Consider the following 18,250-nt stretch of genomic DNA (forward strand, 5'->3'; position numbering starts at 1 on the left):
TTTATTCCACCCGTAACCCGAAAATAAGAACGGCGATTTCGCCCGCTTTTAATTCACCGACATTCACTGACACATCACCGGTACCGCCTTCGGCTGGTGCAACCACGTCAGCGCTGCAATCCCCCGAGGGAAGCTGGCAACGGGTCGCGGAAGACAGCATGGTTGTGAACGACTGGGTGCGATCATTAATAGTGACTTCATACATGCTCTGCGCGCTGGTGTTGGCCGCCGTCAGACGATAAATCACGCATTGCTCTCCCGGCGCAGCCTTGAAACGGGTATACACGAAACAGCCATCCGCAGTACAGCTGCCAGGACCATCGGGCACACCATCGCAATCCGCATCCAGCGCCTGCTCCTTGGTCACCGCCACATCGGTATTGCTGGTCGTGGTGGAATCCGTGGCGGTGCCTGTCACCGTCTGCCCGGCACCCTGTGCCGTGACGGTGAGCGTCTTCAGGTTGGTAATGCCATAACCGACCGTTGCCGGAGCAAAGACCCGGGCAAACACGGACAGGCTCTCGCCCACGGCAAGCACACCATCCGCCCCGGCAGTCTGCAGAGGAGTGCCATCGACAATCAGGGTATCCGCCGTATCCCATTGGCCATTGCCGTTACTGTCCTCGTAGAGGGTAACCGACCAACCATTATCACTGGCTCTGTCCGGGGCGCCACTGAGCAGCACATTGGTCAAATCCACATTACCGGTGTTGATGAGCTGATGGCTGTAGAGCACACTACTGCCCGGCGCCACCTGCCCGGTCTGATCCGGCTGCAGGGAAAGTGCCGGGCCCGCCACCACGACCACCTGATCCAGCTTGATGTCGCTGGCACTGCTGGTCGGCGACAACGCACGCAGATACAGCGGCAAGGTATCGCCTCCACTGGCAGATTCCGGCACCGAGACCTGGGCACACACCAGCCTCTGGCTACCAGCCGGCACCAGCCCGGTGTTGGTAATGGCGACGCCATTGGCACTGCAGTCACCAGCCCCACCGTCACGATAAAAAGTCACCGTCCATCCCGCAGGCAATTGCCCCGGATTGAAATTGCTGTTGCTGGCGTGCAGGTCGTAGCTGTCCTGCCGCGGGCCGGTGTTATTCACGTACAACACAAAGGTGCCGTGATTACCCGGCGCCACGGACAAGCTGCGCACCGGCGAGGCTTCCGGCCCCGGCCCTTCACCCGGGGCGCTACCGTTAACCGGCTGATCATTGGTGAGATCCACACTGTTGGTCACAATGCTGATGAGGGTATCGGTCACCGCGTTACGCACCTGGGGGTCAGTGACAGAGCTGGCAATCTTGGTGACCTGGAAAGGGCCTCCCAGCGCATTGGGGGGCAAGATAGCCTGCAGAACAACGCGCACGCCGCACACACCATTACCGGCATCACGGACAAAACGGGCCGGACATTGGCCGCCTTGATCCACCAGCGGGATCGAGCCGGTGTCAGGCACGCCGTTGCCATCGGTATCCACCAACGGAGTCGCGCCATCGCCCTTGAGTAACTGGAAAACGGTACCCTGGGGGAAAGGGTCGCCTAGAGCCGCTCCGGAACGGTCGTTGGCAGCATCGATAGTGATATCGAAACGGTCTTCACCATCGCCGGTATTCCAGATCACGTTGTTGAACAGCACGGTGCCACCCTGCCCGGCACTGGCAATCTCGACACGGTTACCGGTATCGCTCACATCATCGCTACCGGTAATGCTGTCATTCTCACTGTTGTTGGCCACCACCGCTGGCGCCAGCGCTCGGTCAATAACCCGATAGCTCACGGCATTGGTACTGAACGGAGACGGCGTACCAAAATCGGTATCGCCGGCTTCGTTGGAATAGCGGAAACGGCCGGTATTACGAACCCGGTCGCCGGCGCTCAAGCCCGCATCAAGAGTGACATCAAACGTGAGGGTGCCGACCCCGCCCGGCGGCAACTGCGCCACGACCGCCTGTACTCGGTCCTGGCAATCCGGTTCGGCAGCATCCGTATCGTAGGCACAATAACGGATCAGGTTAGGGGCATTGCCCTGATTGCCATCATCGCCGTCGTCCGTGAGTGGAGTGTTACCGGTAAACGTCCAGCGAGCGGAATCCGGCACATAGGTCATGCCTGCTGACACCCCATCCACGGAAACGGTGGGCAGCACATCTTCAATGACGATATCGGTGGCCGCCTGGTCCGATGGGTTACGGTAATCCAGGGTGACGGTGATCGGCCCATCCGGGGAGCGGCCTTCCCCCTGGCTCAATGACTTGACCACTTCAATCACCGGGCCATCAATAACATCCGCTTCATCCGTATTGATGGCCAGCAGGGAGTTATCCGCATCACTGCGCGCCCGAACCTGCAATGACGGCTGTTGGCCCGCCACCGTTCCCGCCGACAATTCAGCTTCCACCACCAGCGAAAACGTTTCGCCGGAAATCATCTCCGGGGTCCGGCTATCCCAGCAGCCATCCGCGTCTGCCTGGGTAAACAAGGCACCACCCGCATCGGGTTGGCCATCGCCGTTGCCGTCGGCGTAAACGGCCCAGGCATCAATGTCGCTATCCACATTGGTAATACACAACTGATACTGGTCGCGCCCATTACCGGTATTGGTCAATACATGGGAGAAATACACCAGCCCGCCTGGCACTGCTGGCTTGCCCTGATCACTGACCAGCTCAATGCCCGGGACGTTCTGCACTAGCGTCTGCACCAGGTTGGAGGTAACCCGCTGTGTTTCTGCCTGCTCCGTACAGCCGTCATCAAGACAGGCCCGGTAACTCGCCGAGGCCTGGTTTTTGATCACGGTGCCTGCCGCAGGTGTGGCCGCCTGAACACTGGCCCCCAGCATCAGCAACACCATCAGCCCTGTACGTTGCAGTGTATTCACCCCAACTCCCCTTTACTTCACTGGCGCCGGCGGCACGAATTCATCGTCACCGCTATGCGCAAAGTCTGCCTGCAATACCAGCGGACGACTTTGTGCATCCAGGGGCATCAACTCAACACGACGGTTTATCACCCGCTGAGCACTGTTCGCGTTGACCAGAATAGGCAATTCCTCACCCAATGCGACACGGTTGATACGGCCACTGCTGATACCGGCATCAAGCAGATAACGAACCACCTGAGCCTGGCGCCGGGATGCCAGTTTCTGGTTGTAAGCCGCTTCACCCATCTGGTCTGTGAATGCCTGCACACTCACCTTTAATGTGGGGTACTGTTTCAATACGGCTACGTTACGTTCTAGCCGGTGGGTCTCGGCAACGGACAAGGAATCTTGGTCAAAACCAAAATACACTGCCGGCTCCCAGATTTGGGTACGGCTCTCGCCAGCCACCAGCCCAACATCAACGGCAGTAGCAATACCTGTAACGGAGACCAACCCGGTACTGGTTACCCGGGCTTTCACCGGGCACAGCTCATCATACTGTGCATACAATGATTCAGTGCTGGCGCAACCCGCCATGCCCACCAGTATCAACAAAGCCAAAAGCGCTTTCATGATGTTCATCGCGCATCTCCCAGATAACTACGCTGTCCGGCCGCTTTACTGCCCAACCAACTCAGGTCATCTTCATCGAATTTGTATTCCAGACCCACAAACACGCCTTCCGCGTTATAGCCTTCCGGGTCTAGGTCATCGTCACGGAAACCGGTAAAGTTATAGCCCACACCCATGCGCAGATTGCGGCGCACCAGAGCATTGACGGTGAAACCGTAGCTGTAACGGCGCTCGCGGACGCCTTCGGTGGTAATCGCACCACCATGGAGATCCAGATCAAAGCGGCGGGTGATATCCCAGATAATCCGACCATCCGCCACATAGGCATCCGATTCCACATCCAGATTGCCCAGCTCGGTCTGTTGCCATTTGGCGCCCAGGCGACCAGAGAAAATCCAGTCATCATGGGCCTGATAGTTATGGTGTGTGGAGAACAGATGCACGGTGCGGTCACTACCACCACTGCCGCCCCACTCTTCTTTCCATTTGTACATGAATAGCATGTGGTGGCGGTTGTCCCGCCGTGGACGGCGAGCCATGCCCAGGGTGACAATGTTGTCGCCTTCCTTGGCTTCCGTATCGAAATACTGAAGGCGCAGGTCATCACGTACCACCGCAGACCAGTCGGTATTGACTCGCCAGATGTTGGCCGCACTCAGCCCGTAGTACTCACGATCATCACCAAAGCGGGTTTCCACCCGCCCCAAGGTCCGGCGGTTTTCATTGCGCTTGTCTTCTGCGCCCACGGACAGGGCAGTGGCGTCCTGATTGGTCTGTCCGTCCAGTGTCTGAATCCACTCCATGGACGGCGACACGGTCAGCCCCGGCTCGATCTCAATATCCGATTTCACACCATTGGCCGCCGCCACATCGCGGCCATCCACGGCACCGCGCAAACGGTACTCGGAATACACATCGGTATTACGGGTAATCGCGGAACGTACACCCGTAGTGAACTGCTGCGTTTCCACATCATCATCCAGCGTATTGATGCCATTCAGGCTGTTGATGATTTCGTACCGGCTGTAGAGGCTGGTTTTCTCGGTGAGCTGCATGTCCGCATCGGCCGCGATACGACGGCGGCTGGTATCGTTGAAGGCCTGTTCGTACTCCGCACCAATCTGGAAGGGCTTGCCCAGCAGGTTGAAGCCCCGGTCAGCACCGAGAATATAGGTACCAAAGTCTTCACTGCCCTGGGCATCTTTCTGTTCTATGCCACGCACCCCACCGCGCAAGGCCGTGGCACCGATACGTTTTTCCCCAATTACGCCCAGACTGTTCTGCTCTTCCGCACCGTCCAGCTGCTTGGAGCGGATGCCTTCCACTTCCAAAGAGAAGTCTTGGCCCAGCATTTGCTCGTGCCCCAAGCGCATCTCTTCACGGGCCTCACTGATACCCGCCGACGGATTGTCGAAGCCATTTTCTGCACGGGCCCAACGCAATTCGGTACGCGATCCATCAACCCACAGGCGCTCGCCATTAATGCTGTAGGCGCGCCCTTCCTGGTCATTATTTTCATGTGCCATGGAGCCGGAAGACACATTAATTCGAGTGTTTTCATCGAGTTTGTATTGCGCGGAAACACTGGTCAGATCAAAACCTTCGGTTTCATGATCATCCTGCGTTCGACTGACACCAAACTGCAACTGATCCGTCAGGTCATAATTCAGTCGCGCACCAAGAACGCTGTATTCCTCGGCATCACCTTCCACGTTATAGCTAACGCGGACGAACACCGGATTCAAGTTGGCATCCACCGTAGGAACCACATCGTGGAAGCGGATATCACCGGTGAAATAATTCACCGAGTAATCTACGTAACGGGTCAACGGCGTGGTTTCGACAACCAACCCCCTGTTGTTGCGATCACGGACAATAATTTCCACCGTTTCACTGTCGCGAGCCGGATCATTGCTCAAGGTAAATAACAGCGCCGTACCATTGCCCGGCAACTCTTCCGTTACCTGCTCCATATCCGGGCGGGCAGCAAACACCTGAAAACGGGCACGGCCATTATCATAGACACCATTAAGGCCGGTCAGAGTGCGCTGGGTCCGTCCCAGGTCGTAAAAATCATTCTGCGGATCGGTAAGGTAATCGCCCCACATGATACTGCTGCGGTCCTTTTCCAGCTTCGCATACAGCTTGCTGCGACTACGGGCATCGTAGCCGCGCACGGAAGCGTCACCAGGAATCGGATAGTAATCCGCTGGGTTCAGATCACGACGCACTTCATCTTCGGTATCCAGATCCTTGTCGGTATCATAGGCGAGAGTCAGATGTGCATTACCTCGCACCTGACCTTTCATGAACACCGCCGCACGGCCATCGATATCATCATCGAATTCATCGGCCACATCCGTGGGAGCATTGCCGTTATCGCGCAGTCCACCGGCACGGCTTTGCACCTGCAAAAACCCGGTAGCCAACAAGGGACGCAATGGTGCGATTTGCTCAATCTGAGTGCTGTCACTAAAACGGTCCAGGGTGACACGCAGTCGCACCGGGCCGGTGTATTCCGTGCTGCGCAAGTGCACCAGCGCAACCCCGTCTACCAGCTTGATCTGATGACCCGGTGTGCCGCTCTGTAAATCCTCTTCTAGCCACTGGCCGCGGTCCGTTTCCAGCGTCACAAAGTGGTTACCCAGTGCAGGATTCCCTTTGGCATCATTGAGACGAATGCGTACTCCAAGGGTTGAGCGTCCACCATCCGCGGGCAGCGTATCGGTTTCGGTTTCCAGGGTAATAGACTGTGGAGCCGCCGGGCGCACTACCGTTTTTGCTGCCATCACCCGCTCGTTGCCGAACATGTCGCGGGTGCTTACGGTCAGTGCATTTTCACCTTCATCCAGAGAAACGCCATACCAGGTGACGACCTGAGCGCGCTCACGCTTATTGACCACCTGCTCCCCCAGCTGCGCCTTCGCCACCGGTTTGCCATTCACGCTAAGTACCGGATCAACCCCGGCGCGCACCACAACCTGGAAACGACCATCGCGGCTCACGCCGCCGCGCGGCCATAGCCAAGCGCCTTGTTCGGCCTGCTCGCGAGTAATGTCAGCGGCCGCGTCCCGGGTGTTACGCATAACCGCTTCCGGGTTGGCTGGCAGTATCGTCTTCGTATCGGTTTCTTTGCCTTGAGACTGAGAGACTTTTTCCCAGGCCTCAGTGAGCGAGTCATCTCCGGTCTGGGTATAAACACCGCTACCCAAATCACCGCTGCCGTCGGCCTGTCGCAAAACCGGGTTAATGGTTTGCTGACGAAGAGGATCAAAGCGCGCAGCTTCATCCAGCATCCAGTCACCGTTCATGGAGGCATTGCGAGCTTTAAGCTGTTCAGCCAGCGCTTTTGCCTCATCGCCAGTAGGGCAACTGGCGGCAAAATCTGCGCGGTGATATTCACCGGAACGCAAATCCACAAATCGACTTTCCGGGTCTGCTGCATGGCGGTTATCAATAGGCTTGAGCTGAATCCCAACCGGCAACGTTAACGGGTCTACCTTGATGGTATGCAGACCCGGATTGAGACCATAGACGCTGTACTGGCCATTCTCATCGGTGATCACCCAGGTGCCATCCTGCAAATAGAGCTTCACACCACTAATGGGCCATTCGCCATCGTTCTGTAGGTTATTACAATCTGCATCTACGTAGACCTTACCGAACAGCATGGCCTTGTCCGACAACACCCCTTCGTTACGGATTTCTACTTCGGCCTCATCCTGATTGGAGCGGTAGGTAAAACCAGAGGCGGTGTTGGCCTGGGCTGTAGCCCGGTTGATACCATCGCTATCAACCGCTGCCGCCGACAATCGCAGGCCGTAATGTAGGGTCACCGTTTCACCGGCCTGCAGCGGCAGCGCAACCACCGAACCATTACTGCGCTCACGTTCCAGCCGGAAGGTCAGCTGCGGCCCGGGCCGCCCAGCAGGGTCGGGCATTTCAATCCGTTGCCCGCCCACTTCCAGCCAAGCACTGTCATTGATATAGCGAAAGCCATAGGGTAGCTGGTCAATAATGCGGCCTGCATAGAGCTCATCACTGTGGTTGTTGCTGAGGTTGATGCTGTAGGCCAACACATCCCCCACCGCCGCACTGTCTTTCTCAACACTTTTGTCCAGCACCAGAATGCCCGCAGCAGTATTGGCGCTGGGGTCCAGCGGAATATCCACGAACACGTTGGACGTGCCAAGCAGGAACGCTCCGTTGTTACTACCGGCCACTCGTGCGGCTTTTCGGCCAACCGGTGCTTGATACCCTTCCAGCCCATAGGAACTGTCATTCACATCCGAATAAAAACTGCCCGCTGCAGCTGCCGAAACCGTTGAGGGGAAGGTGTAGCCCGCTGGCGGCAGCACATCCAGGTAATAGCAATGACCAGGAGTAGCGAAAGGATATTGGTAATCACCCAACAGTGAAGTGTTGTCAACATTGGAAGTGTTGGTGTTTTCGCCGTCCAGACTCTCGCCAGTGTACGGATCCTTGCCTACGTCATATTCGCTTTGCGCTAGGTCGGAACAACTGCCTGCGCCACTGGCTGACAATGTCTGCCGGGACTGATACAAAATCACCTGAGCCCCGCCCACCGGGTTGCCGTTGCTCGAATCAAAAACGGTGCCAGCCGGATCCACCGCCGCCACATCGGAGATAACCTCATAGCGTTCCACATTTCCCGCAGGACCATACACAGGTACCTGGAAACGGGCTGTCAGAGTATCGCGAGCCCCACTGCGCAACGCGCAGGCCTCCGCCAACACCTGGTTAGTGGTGGTATTGCTATCGAATTCACTTGCCATGGAGGTGCTCGCCGTAGAAGGGCACTGGCGACCATAGCCATTCTCTTCATCACTGAGGACAAACGGGCGAATACTGCGAAACACCCCGGAGTCCTGAGCCGTCTCGAGCATGACAACGCGCACAGAGTCGCCTGTCAGCGCCGAATCAACTGTCACAATAACAAGGCGCTCCCCTGAGGCTGTGCGCTCCACAAAATCACGCTGAGTCGGAGACAGATTCAGCTGCGAAGCATTAAGCCTGAGGTAGACTCCATCGGTGAGCACCTGGTTATTCGCTGCAGGCAACAGGGCATACATATCAGCGAGCTGAAAGTCGCTATCTTCACCGTGTCGTGGTGCTTGCCCGGAACTGGACACTTGTGGAGTGGGACGCTCAAACACCAGCGTTGGGCGGACAGATCCCGCCAGCGTGTTACAGACAATATTACTGGAGAAGTCGTCGCTGCCATCGCCGTTAATATCGACAACAGCTTGGTTGTAAATTCGAGTGTTGCTGGTCAGCCCGGAGCCAACGCGCACAGCAAAGGTAAAACCACCTGACTCATTGGGCTCCATGGCAGTAGCTGGCACTAGAACACCAAAGCGGTCGACAGGGGTAGACGCTGACCACAGATCAAAGCGGACCCACTCATCGTCCGCATCTCCAGCACGATGAACCACCGCGATCGACTGAATGGGGGAAAGACCGCTAGCGCTGCCTGACTGCAATTGAACGTTAGCCGGCAAGGTATCTTCCAGCATGACCCCCTGCTCCTGCTGGCCGCTAATCAGGAAAGTCCGTTCCTGCGGTGCGCTGCTGCCCGTGTTGGTATAACTGATACTGTAATCCAGCGATTGCCCTTCCTGAACGGGATTGGCGCAGCTTTGGCCGCTCGATTTGGTCAGATTCAAGAAGGCGCCGGATGCCACCTCAACAGTATCTTGGCGAGAATCCATCACCCCCGCATCACTCTGGGACAGGGCCTGCACAATGACCCGCAACAGGTCATTCTGATTTTGGCTGGATAACACCGAACCGGTAACCACAATGGCAACAGAAGCCCCCGCCGGTAGCATGACAGCAGCGGTAATTTCCGGCTCCCCGGCATCCGCCAGACCATTGTCGTTCACATCTTCATACAACCGCAGGTTGGATAGTTCGCCATTATCCCCGGCGCTGTTTGCCGCCGTCAGGCTGTAACTATCGTCCACGTTACCGGTATTGGTTAGCACATGGGGCAGATTAACGCTCTGGCCAGCGGCTACCGTCAACGCGTTGCTGTTCTCCAGCAGTACATTACGGTATGGCGCCACAACAAGCTGGGACACATTGGAACTCTGCGTCACCACCTGCCCGGTGAGCGGGTTCAGGTAGCGCACCTGGGCCTGGTTACGCAAAACAGTACCGGCCGAGGTGGCAGCCGCAATGGCACCGCTGGCAATTGCCAGCAGCAGCATTACGCTGATTATCCACACTCCGATCCGGTTCAATTCAGGCTTTCCTGTCATTCCCACGCGGTGCTTGAGCACCTTTCTTTGGCCGCCCCGGCGGCCATATTTTTAGGGCTTTCTCAGGCGTTGCGCACAGCGCCTGAGAAAGCCCTCCCCCCTCCCCCGCACAGGGAGAAGAGGAAGAGCCCGGGAGGGGCTTGCTTAATTCACTTGCACACAGAACTGTGCATTGGCGCTATCACCCGCGAGCAAATCACCAATTTCCCATTTCACCTCTGGATCAGTGCCTGAGTTGGCCACCGAGTTGTTGTCCGAGGCGCGCACAGCATCTTTGGCGACCAGGAAGGAGGTGTAGGGGGTGGTTTCATCAGTGATAGTCACGTTCTTCGCCGTGGCCGCACCTTCGTTGGTGGCGGTCAGGTTCCAGATCACACACTGACCAGGCTCCACTTGCGAAGTCTGGTTCGCAGCGAACGGAGTGTCCGGCGTCCACGTCGGGGAAGCGTCGTTACAGCTGCAGTCCGCATCCACGCCAGCAGTCTTGTTCAGACGCACCTGACCGAGAATCACTTCAGTCAGGTCGGTAGCGGTAGCAGACCCATCCGCGCCGGCGGTGTTATCTTCATTGATAGCCGACAGGGTTAGGGTGTCCTGGGTGCCCTGCGACGCATTGGCCGGCGCGAACACAGTCACCTGCAGTTCCACTTTCTCACCCGCTTCCAGCGTCAGCTCCGGCGCGTTATCGCCGTCTGCATCCGCCACACCGATTTGCACCGGGTTACCCGCCTGATCACTCACCCACAGCTGGCCCGCCGTGGCCAGAGCGGCGATCTGGCTCAGCTCACGGTAATCATCGGGCGTACCATCGTTGTTGGTGTCCACATACAGCTGGGTGGTGTTGGTCCAGTCCGGCGCATTGGAGTTCGCTGCACTCAGCTCAACGGTTTCGGTGGAGTTACCGTCGTTAGAAAGCACGTGCGGGTAGTCCACATTACCGCCTGGCTGGACCTGGTTGGCGCCGTCCGGGGTGATGCTGATATCACGGTTGGCATCAACGTCTACCGCATCCAGTTTGGAGTCGTTGATGTTGTCGTCAGAGGCGGAGGTCACGGTGAAGGTCACCGGATAATCCCCGTCGCTGTCGTTGGTATTAACGGCATCACCGCCGGTGTAGTCCGCTTCGGCCTGAGCCACGTTGGAAGACACTTTCACTTCCGCGGTGTAGTGGTAAACCGCGCTGGCAGGCAGGTTCGGGGTGGCCGTTACCACCGTGTCGGCATCGGCGGTGTTATCCAGGGTGCCATTGCCGTCGTTGTCGATACCCACTTCCTTGAATACCACCGTCCAGCCGGAAGGCAGCGCAGAACCCAGCGTGTAAGACTGTGGGTTACCGGATTCATTAGCGACAAACAGACTGAAGCTGGTGGTTGCACCCGCCGCGGCTGGATTAGTGGTGGAGGGTGTGCCGGTATTGGCATCCGCATCCACCGCACTGTCACCCAGACCCGTTGCCGTTGCGCTGTTGGCAAGATCCACGGCGGCCGCATTAATGGTCGCGAGCACACCCTGAGTGTCATCACTTTGAGCGTTGTCGCCAGCAGACGTGGCGGTGAGCGTGTAGGCATAAGGGCCTGCACCACTGGCTGAAGCCGGCAGGTCCGCTTTCACAGTAATATCCAGCGCATTCGCCGTACCAGGTGCCAGAGAACCGGTATCCGGGTTGCCGTCACCATTGGTATCGGTGATTTGCACCGTGCCAGCCGCATTCCAGAAGCTGTAAGTGGTGCTCGCAGGGAAAGTGCTGCCCGCCGTATCGATACTCAGTTCGAAAACGTCGTTGCCGTTACCGTTGTTGGTGATGGTGTGCTCGAACTCCACCACGGCACCGCTGGCGGCGCTGGCGACGTTGAACACGTCATCATCGACATCATCCTCCGGAGCAGTTTTTTCGGTGTCGTCCGCATCCACGGCGTAGGTCTGACCAATCACGGTGGTGACCGTGTTGGACTTGACTGCGTCTTCAGTAGTGCCGTTGTCATCATCCAGATTGCCCTGAGCGGCAAAAAGGTTCTTGATCTCTGTGCCTGCCATCGCAGCCGGATCAAAGCTAACGGTAAACACCACAGACACAGTGGTATTTACGCCCAGGCTGGCATCGGTCAGCTGGATACCAGGAATGTCCGTTCCAGTAGAAGAGCCATCCCCGTCCAAGTCCACGCCCGGCTCATCAATTAAGGCCAGTGTCGCCGGCGTGTACATGGTGGTTGCATCCGCCGGGATACTCTGGCTCGCACCCGTGCTGTCTTCGTAGCTATCAGCGGACGCTAACAAGCCATTCACCGAATTGATTTCCACAAAGGAGGCATTGGCTGGCACGGCATCGAAGATATTTACATTCTGCGCCGCACGACCACCGTTGTTTTTCACGGTCAGGGTGTAGGTGATGGTGTTGTTATCGGTATCGACAGACGCCGACTTGGTGGTTACCAGCACCGCATCGGTGCTCACGGTCACCCGGTCGCTGTTGGTGTCGTTACCGTCTGCGCCGTTAACACCGTCAGAATTATAGTCGCCAATATCGGCGTTGCTGCCGATATCCTGTACCAGGCCACCATCATTGGCGTCAAAGCTGCCATCGCCCCGGGTCGAACGCACCAGCAAAGTACCATCGATGGTGGCGCCCGCTGCGGTTCCGGATGGAACCGGCACGGCCAGGATCAACTCGACCTGGTCACCGGCGTCTACGATTACAGACGTGGCTGCATTTTCACCGGCATCAGGCTGACCGTTGCCGTTGGCATCGATAAACACCTGATAGCTACCCGCCGCCGCGGCACCATTCAGCCCGTCCAGGGTGAAGGTATCGGTGGCATTACCGGTGTTTTTCAGGGTGTGGCTGAAGTAAACGGTTTCACCCGGCGCGCCGGATTTGTTGCCGTCATTTTCCAACGTACCCGCATAGACCTCAGCAACGGTAACCACCGCCTCATTAGACTGAGCGGAGTAGCTATTGCCGTTGGCATCTTCATAGGTAACGGTTGCCTTGTTCTTGATGTCCGTCCCTGCGTCAGTAAGCGCCCACGCCTGCCCTGCGGCAAACAGTAGACCCCCCAGACACAAGGGATGCGGCCAGTTTCGAAGACAACACGCCCTTATTGAAGGCATGTTTCATGGCTTCATTCCTTTAATGGATTGTGTTTTGGATTACCCTAGGTTTTGAAAGCCTTGCGAGAGCGGCCCCTCGTTATTCACAAGCGGTCCGCCCCTCCCCATGCGGCCGATCGCTAACGATCAAGCCGCTCGCACAAGACTTCCCAGGACCTTGCGGCCCCGCGCCCGTCTCTCCTGGTGCTACTCCACCGTTACCCGGTAACGATATTCCTGTACCTGGTCAGGCTGCAGGCTGCCTTTGGGCTGCCAACGGACCTGGGTGTAGTCGCTAGGAGAGACTTCGACGTTCTTTGCCTGGCCATTTTCGCCAGTGACTATTTTGGTGATCGGCTCAGCCTGAAAGCTGTCGCCGTTATCAATGCTGACGGTGAAATCGGCGTTCACTTGGGTGGCAGCACTGCCTTTTAGATAAACCGTGTTGGTCGGGATCGGGCCGGTGATAACCAAGCCTGAGAGCGGCTGGTCGCCGTTATTGGTGTAGGTAAGTCGATATTCGACAATGTCCCCGGGACTGGCCTCTGTGGCCTCTTCAACGACTTCCTTACCGTCCTTATGAGTTACCAGATAAGAATCCATCTGGCTGGACAAAGGCACATCGGCCAATACAGCCGCAGACATCAGGAGCATTAAAGCAGAAAAGATTAATTTCATTCGTATATTCCGGTACCCGCCGGTGTCATTCCCCGGCCCCATACAACATCTCGCGTAGTTGCGACATGCCCCAATATGAAAATATTTTTGTTTGCTGCATCACAAAAAGGCATTGTGATTCAACATTTATTGTGACCCTGTAGCCATTTTGCACAAAAACGAGACACTTTGGGTGAACGAAAAGTGAAAAACTCTCAGGAAAAGAATGGGGCGAAAGGATGAAACAAACCGCAAAGCCAAGCAAACAAAGGGTTTCAGCCGCGCTGGCTAAAAATAACACAAAATAAAAAACCCGCCGGCGGCGGGTTTTTTACGACGAACGGCAACCTGTCAGGGCCTTCCATTTGCCCCCTTCAGGTAGCGGAAGAAATCGCTATCCGGCTCCAAAATCAGTACATCTTCCGGCTGATTGAAGCTTTCTTTATAGGCGCGCAGGCTACGGTAGAAGCGAAAGAACTCCTTGTCTTGATTGTAGGCTTCAGCGTAAATGGCTGTTGCCTTCGCATCCCCTTCACCGCGCGCACTCTGTGCCTTGCGATATGACTGGGCCAATGTCTCGGTGCGTTGGCGGTCGGCGGCGGCGCGAATTTTTTCCGCTTCCTCGCGCCCCTGAGAACGGTGAGCTGCAGCATCTCGTTGGCGCTCAGCTCGCATGCGGTCGAATACACGCCCGCGAACCTGTTCCGGCCAGTCCACCTGTTTAACCCGAATATCCACCACCTCGATACCCAAATCCTCTAGGGTGGACTTGTTAACTTCAGCACGCACCTGATCCATCAACGCTTCGCGCTGGTCGTTAGCGACACTGCCGGCGGTAGATTCATCATCCTGCTGATTACCGGCTTCCGCTTCACGCAATACCGACTCATCCAGCTGGTCGGTAGGGACCTCCACGGTTTCTCCTGTGGTCGGGTCACGAAGGATCGCCGTATCACCTTCTACCTTTTCCACGTCACTCTCGCCAGCAACCACCTGGAATACGGTGCGCGACGCGAACTCGTTGCGCAAGCCTTCGTTCACACGCGGGTCCAGCAGTTCACGGGCACGGCGCTCCATTACCTGAGGATTGGAAGAGCCGCCCCCCACACTAACGATATAGCGCTGCACATTACTGATACGCCAAATAACAAAAGCATCCACATTTAACAGTTTTTTCTCAGCGGTGAGGAAAGACTGGGTGGGCACGTCATATACCAATGCACGGCCATCCACTTTCACCACTTCCTCCACCATCGGCCACTTAAAATAGAGGCCAGGCTGGATATCGGTCTTTTCGATTCGGCTAAACTGCTTGAGTACGACTTTTTCTTTCTGATTAACGATGAAAAAGGAGTCCATCGCCAAAAGAGCCAGCACACCCAGAGCCAGTAGCGCCATCCATCCACGATTATTCATTAGCGCAGCTCCTGGTTACGGTTGTTGTACAGGCTGCGGCCACCACTACGTCCGCTGCCACCATCATCCGCACCGGCGCTGGAGGTGGTGCTGGACGCGGAAGAACCGGGATTCGGTGCCTTCGCTTTGCCATCGCTATTCTTCATAAGCTTATCCAGCGGCAGGTAGATCAGGCTATCGCCCTTGTTCACATCGACCATTACCTTGCTGGTATTGCTGAAGACCTGGGTCATGGTTTCCAGATACAGGCGTTCGCGAGTCACTTCCGGCGCTTTACTATACTCGGCAAGCAAATCGGTAAAGCGGCTGGCATCACCTTTGGCTTCATCAATAACCTGCTGCTTATAAGCCAGTGCTTCTTCTTCTACCCGCTGAGCTTCACCTCGAGCCTGGGGAATCACCGCATTGCTGTATGCTTCCGCTTCCTTCTTGAAGCGGTCTTCGTCTTCCTTGGCCTTGGATACATCATCAAAGGCATCACGCACGGCATCCGGCGCTTCCGTTTTATCCAGTACCACTTGGCGCAGCACCAGGCCGGTGTCGTAACGGTTCAGATAGTCATCCAAACGTTCACGCACCTGCACCCGGATCGCCTCACGGTTATCTTTGAGCACATCGTCCATGGACGACGACCCCACCACATGGCGCAGCGCCGAGCTGGTGGCGTGCTGCAGAATTTCTTCAGGCTGTGCCACTTTCAAAAGAAACGGCCGTGGATCAAGCACCTGATATTGCACTTGCAAGGTCACACTGACGATGTTGGTGTCTTTGGTGAGCATTTCTTCGGTGATTTCGTAGCGGCGATTCTGCCCCACATCCACCTTCTCATATTGCTCCAAGATAGGCGCCCGCCAGTTCAGGCCCGGCTCCACGATGCGGTCGAATTTACCGAATCGCAAGACCACAGCGCGCTCGCGCTGATCCACCTGGAAAAAGCCCACTAAACCGTAACCAATGGCTACGATCACCAGTGCGATAACCAGTATCGGCCACGGAGATCCGCCACCGCTGTTGCTTCCTCCCCCGCCGGTTTTGCCGCCTTTGTTGTTGCCGAAAACATTATTAATTTTGGCTTTCAAGTTTCTCAGGGCCTCATCCAAGTCCGGCGGCCCCTGGTCGCCACCACCACCCCAAGGGTCCTTCGGCTTGTTGCCGCCGGGTTCATTCCACGCCATGTAGATCTCCAGTCCGCCAGAGCCAAAGAGCTCCAGCCTAATGATGACTCGCGTTTGTCGAGCGTTCCGAATTGTAGGAAGGGGTGTCTTCACCTGCAACCACAGGCGCCGGAATTACCAGCTCTTCCTCTTTTAAACCTTGTTCGCGAAGCAGGCGTTCAAAATGCACCCGATTCACATTAATACGCAGCAACATATCGCCATTACTGGCCGTTTGCTCTTCCAGCACTTCGCCGGCTTCGTGCAAACGCGCGCGCAGACGACCCGCTGAAGCGGGCAATCGTAGCCAGCAATCCACCCACCCTGCCGCCAGGCGCTCAGCGACCGCTTCAAACAGCAGATCGAATCCCTCACCGGTTTGCGCAGAGATCCATACTCTCCAGGGCTGACCGTGTTCGTCTCGCTCAATCCTAGGGGGCTGGTCCAGATTATCGACCTTGTTGTAAACATGCAGTACCGGCAGCTTGTCACCGCCAATTTCTTCCAGCACCTCATCCACGGCAGCCACATTGCTGTCGCGCTCTTCCGCGCTGCAATCGGTCACATGCAGCAGCAAGGTCGCGTTCACTGTTTCTTCCAGCGTGGCCCGGAAAGCCTGCACCAGCCGGTGAGGCAAATGCCGGATAAAGCCAACGGTATCCGCCAGAATAGCCGGCCCGACACCCGGCACCTTTACCTTGCGCAAGGTCGGATCCAGGGTGGCAAACAACTGATCTGCCACATACACATCACCGGTGGTGATGGCATTGAACAGAGTCGATTTGCCCGCGTTGGTATACCCCACCAGAGAAATCAGCGGCGTTTCCGAACGCTGCCGGGCGCGACGCCCTTGGGCTCGTTGCTTGCGCACTTTTTCCAACCGCGATTCGATACCGCGAATCCGATCGCGCAATAAACGGCGATCCGTTTCCAACTGGGTTTCGCCGGGGCCGCGAAGGCCGATGCCACCTTTCTGACGCTCCAGGTGGGTCCAGCCACGCACTAGGCGGGATGACAAATGACGCAATTGCGCCAATTCTACCTGCAAACGCCCCTCATGGGTCCGCGCCCGTTGGGCAAAAATATCCAGGATCAACCCTGTGCGGTCCAATACCCGACATTTCACCACTCGCTCCAGGTTACGTTCCTGGCCTGGGCTGAGAGCATGATTGAACAGCACCACGTCGACCTGATATTCGCTCACCATGGCCGCCAACTCATCGGTTTTCCCTGTGCCGATAAACAATGCAGGGTCTGGCCGATCACGCTTGCCAGTCAACTCGACAACAGGCTGCACGCCGCTGGAGGTCACCAGGTGATGAAATTCATCCAGGTCTTCACGTCCCATGGCATCAGGCAGCTCCAGATGAACCAGAATCGCCCGCTCGCCGGCTTCGGTGCGTGTTTGCTCTGTACGATCAAATAAGTCCATAGGATCCGGATATGGGGACAGGTTGCCCTAGTTTAAACCAGGATGACCTTGGAAAGGCAGCAAATGCACCGTGTTCTTCGTGAAAAACAGAGAGAACGACACGATTCTGAATGGTTGCTTGCCGGACGGTCAACGCCAGATGCCTGATGCACAAACCAGACAACCTGAGCAGCTATCGCTACTTACTGTAGCCCACCTGTACGTCCACCAAAAGAAGCTCAAGACACAACGTACAGAGCCACCCGAAGGTGGCTCTGTAATAAAGCGGGTGTGAAGCAATCCGTATTACTGATTGCCGTACCCTTCCTCTGCAACCGGCGTACCCGTGGCCCCCGCTGCCATAGCCGGGTTGCCCGTTGCGCGCGGGTTACGAGCCGGAACTACGGTAGAAATTGCATGTTTGTACACCATCTGGCTGACTGCATTTTTCAGCAGCACGACATATTGGTCAAAAGACTCAATTTGCCCCTGCAACTTTATGCCGTTCACCAGAAAAATAGAAACCGGAATACGCTCTTTACGCAGCGCGTTCAGGAAAGGGTCTTGTAGCGAGTGCCCCTTTGACATGGCAGTTCTCCTTGAAATAACAGTATAAAGTAGCGCCCAGCACTTCGGGCAATCAGCGCGATTAAAGCAGCGAAACCATCCCAAATGGCCACTGCTTCCGCCCGGTGTGCCCTAGGCAAATTTTGTCAACAACCCTCACAAAAGGTTCCGGGTCCCA

9 protein-coding genes are annotated in these 18,250 nt (G+C 56.6%); all 9 read right to left on the minus strand.

The features are described from left to right. Window position 1: 1 nt before the first annotated feature. The gene (locus ABNH10_RS14785; RefSeq protein WP_349386638.1) at window positions 2-2,881 is read right to left on the minus strand and encodes a COG1470 family protein; all 2,880 of its coding nucleotides are present in this window, start codon (window positions 2,879-2,881) and stop codon (window positions 2-4) included. 12 nt (window positions 2,882-2,893) lie between these two features. Then, a complete protein-coding gene (locus ABNH10_RS14790) occupies window positions 2,894-3,505 on the minus strand; it encodes an OmpA family protein (protein ID WP_349386639.1) in 612 nt (203 codons plus the stop codon). Beyond that, window positions 3,502-9,729, minus strand: a complete 6,228-nt coding sequence (locus ABNH10_RS14795; RefSeq protein WP_349386640.1) for a hypothetical protein — start codon at window positions 9,727-9,729, stop codon at window positions 3,502-3,504. The genes ABNH10_RS14790 and ABNH10_RS14795 overlap by 4 nt, the downstream gene beginning before the upstream one ends. A 195-nt stretch (window positions 9,730-9,924) precedes the next feature. Then, on the minus strand, window positions 9,925-12,843 hold the full coding sequence (locus tag ABNH10_RS14800; protein WP_349386641.1) for a hypothetical protein: 2,919 nt from the start codon (window positions 12,841-12,843) through the stop codon (window positions 9,925-9,927). Between the two features lie 231 nt (window positions 12,844-13,074). Then, on the minus strand, window positions 13,075-13,545 hold the full coding sequence (locus tag ABNH10_RS14805) for a hypothetical protein (protein WP_349386642.1): 471 nt from the start codon (window positions 13,543-13,545) through the stop codon (window positions 13,075-13,077). 330 nt (window positions 13,546-13,875) lie between these two features. Continuing rightward, window positions 13,876-14,940, minus strand: a complete 1,065-nt coding sequence (gene hflC / locus ABNH10_RS14810) for a protease modulator HflC (RefSeq protein ID WP_349386643.1) — start codon at window positions 14,938-14,940, stop codon at window positions 13,876-13,878. Then, a complete protein-coding gene (hflK, locus tag ABNH10_RS14815) occupies window positions 14,940-16,115 on the minus strand; it encodes an FtsH protease activity modulator HflK (RefSeq protein ID WP_349386644.1) in 1,176 nt (391 codons plus the stop codon). The genes hflC and hflK overlap by 1 nt, the downstream gene beginning before the upstream one ends. Before the next feature lie 37 nt (window positions 16,116-16,152). Next, window positions 16,153-17,526, minus strand: coding sequence for a ribosome rescue GTPase HflX (gene hflX / locus ABNH10_RS14820; protein ID WP_349386645.1), 1,374 nt, complete (start codon window positions 17,524-17,526; stop codon window positions 16,153-16,155). A 285-nt stretch (window positions 17,527-17,811) separates the two neighbouring features. Further along, a complete protein-coding gene (gene hfq / locus ABNH10_RS14825; RefSeq protein ID WP_349386646.1) occupies window positions 17,812-18,093 on the minus strand; it encodes an RNA chaperone Hfq in 282 nt (93 codons plus the stop codon). Window positions 18,094-18,250: the final 157 nt, after the last annotated feature.

Source organism: Alcanivorax sp. (assembly GCF_040119285.1).
GTDB lineage: Bacteria > Pseudomonadota > Gammaproteobacteria > Pseudomonadales > Alcanivoracaceae > Alcanivorax.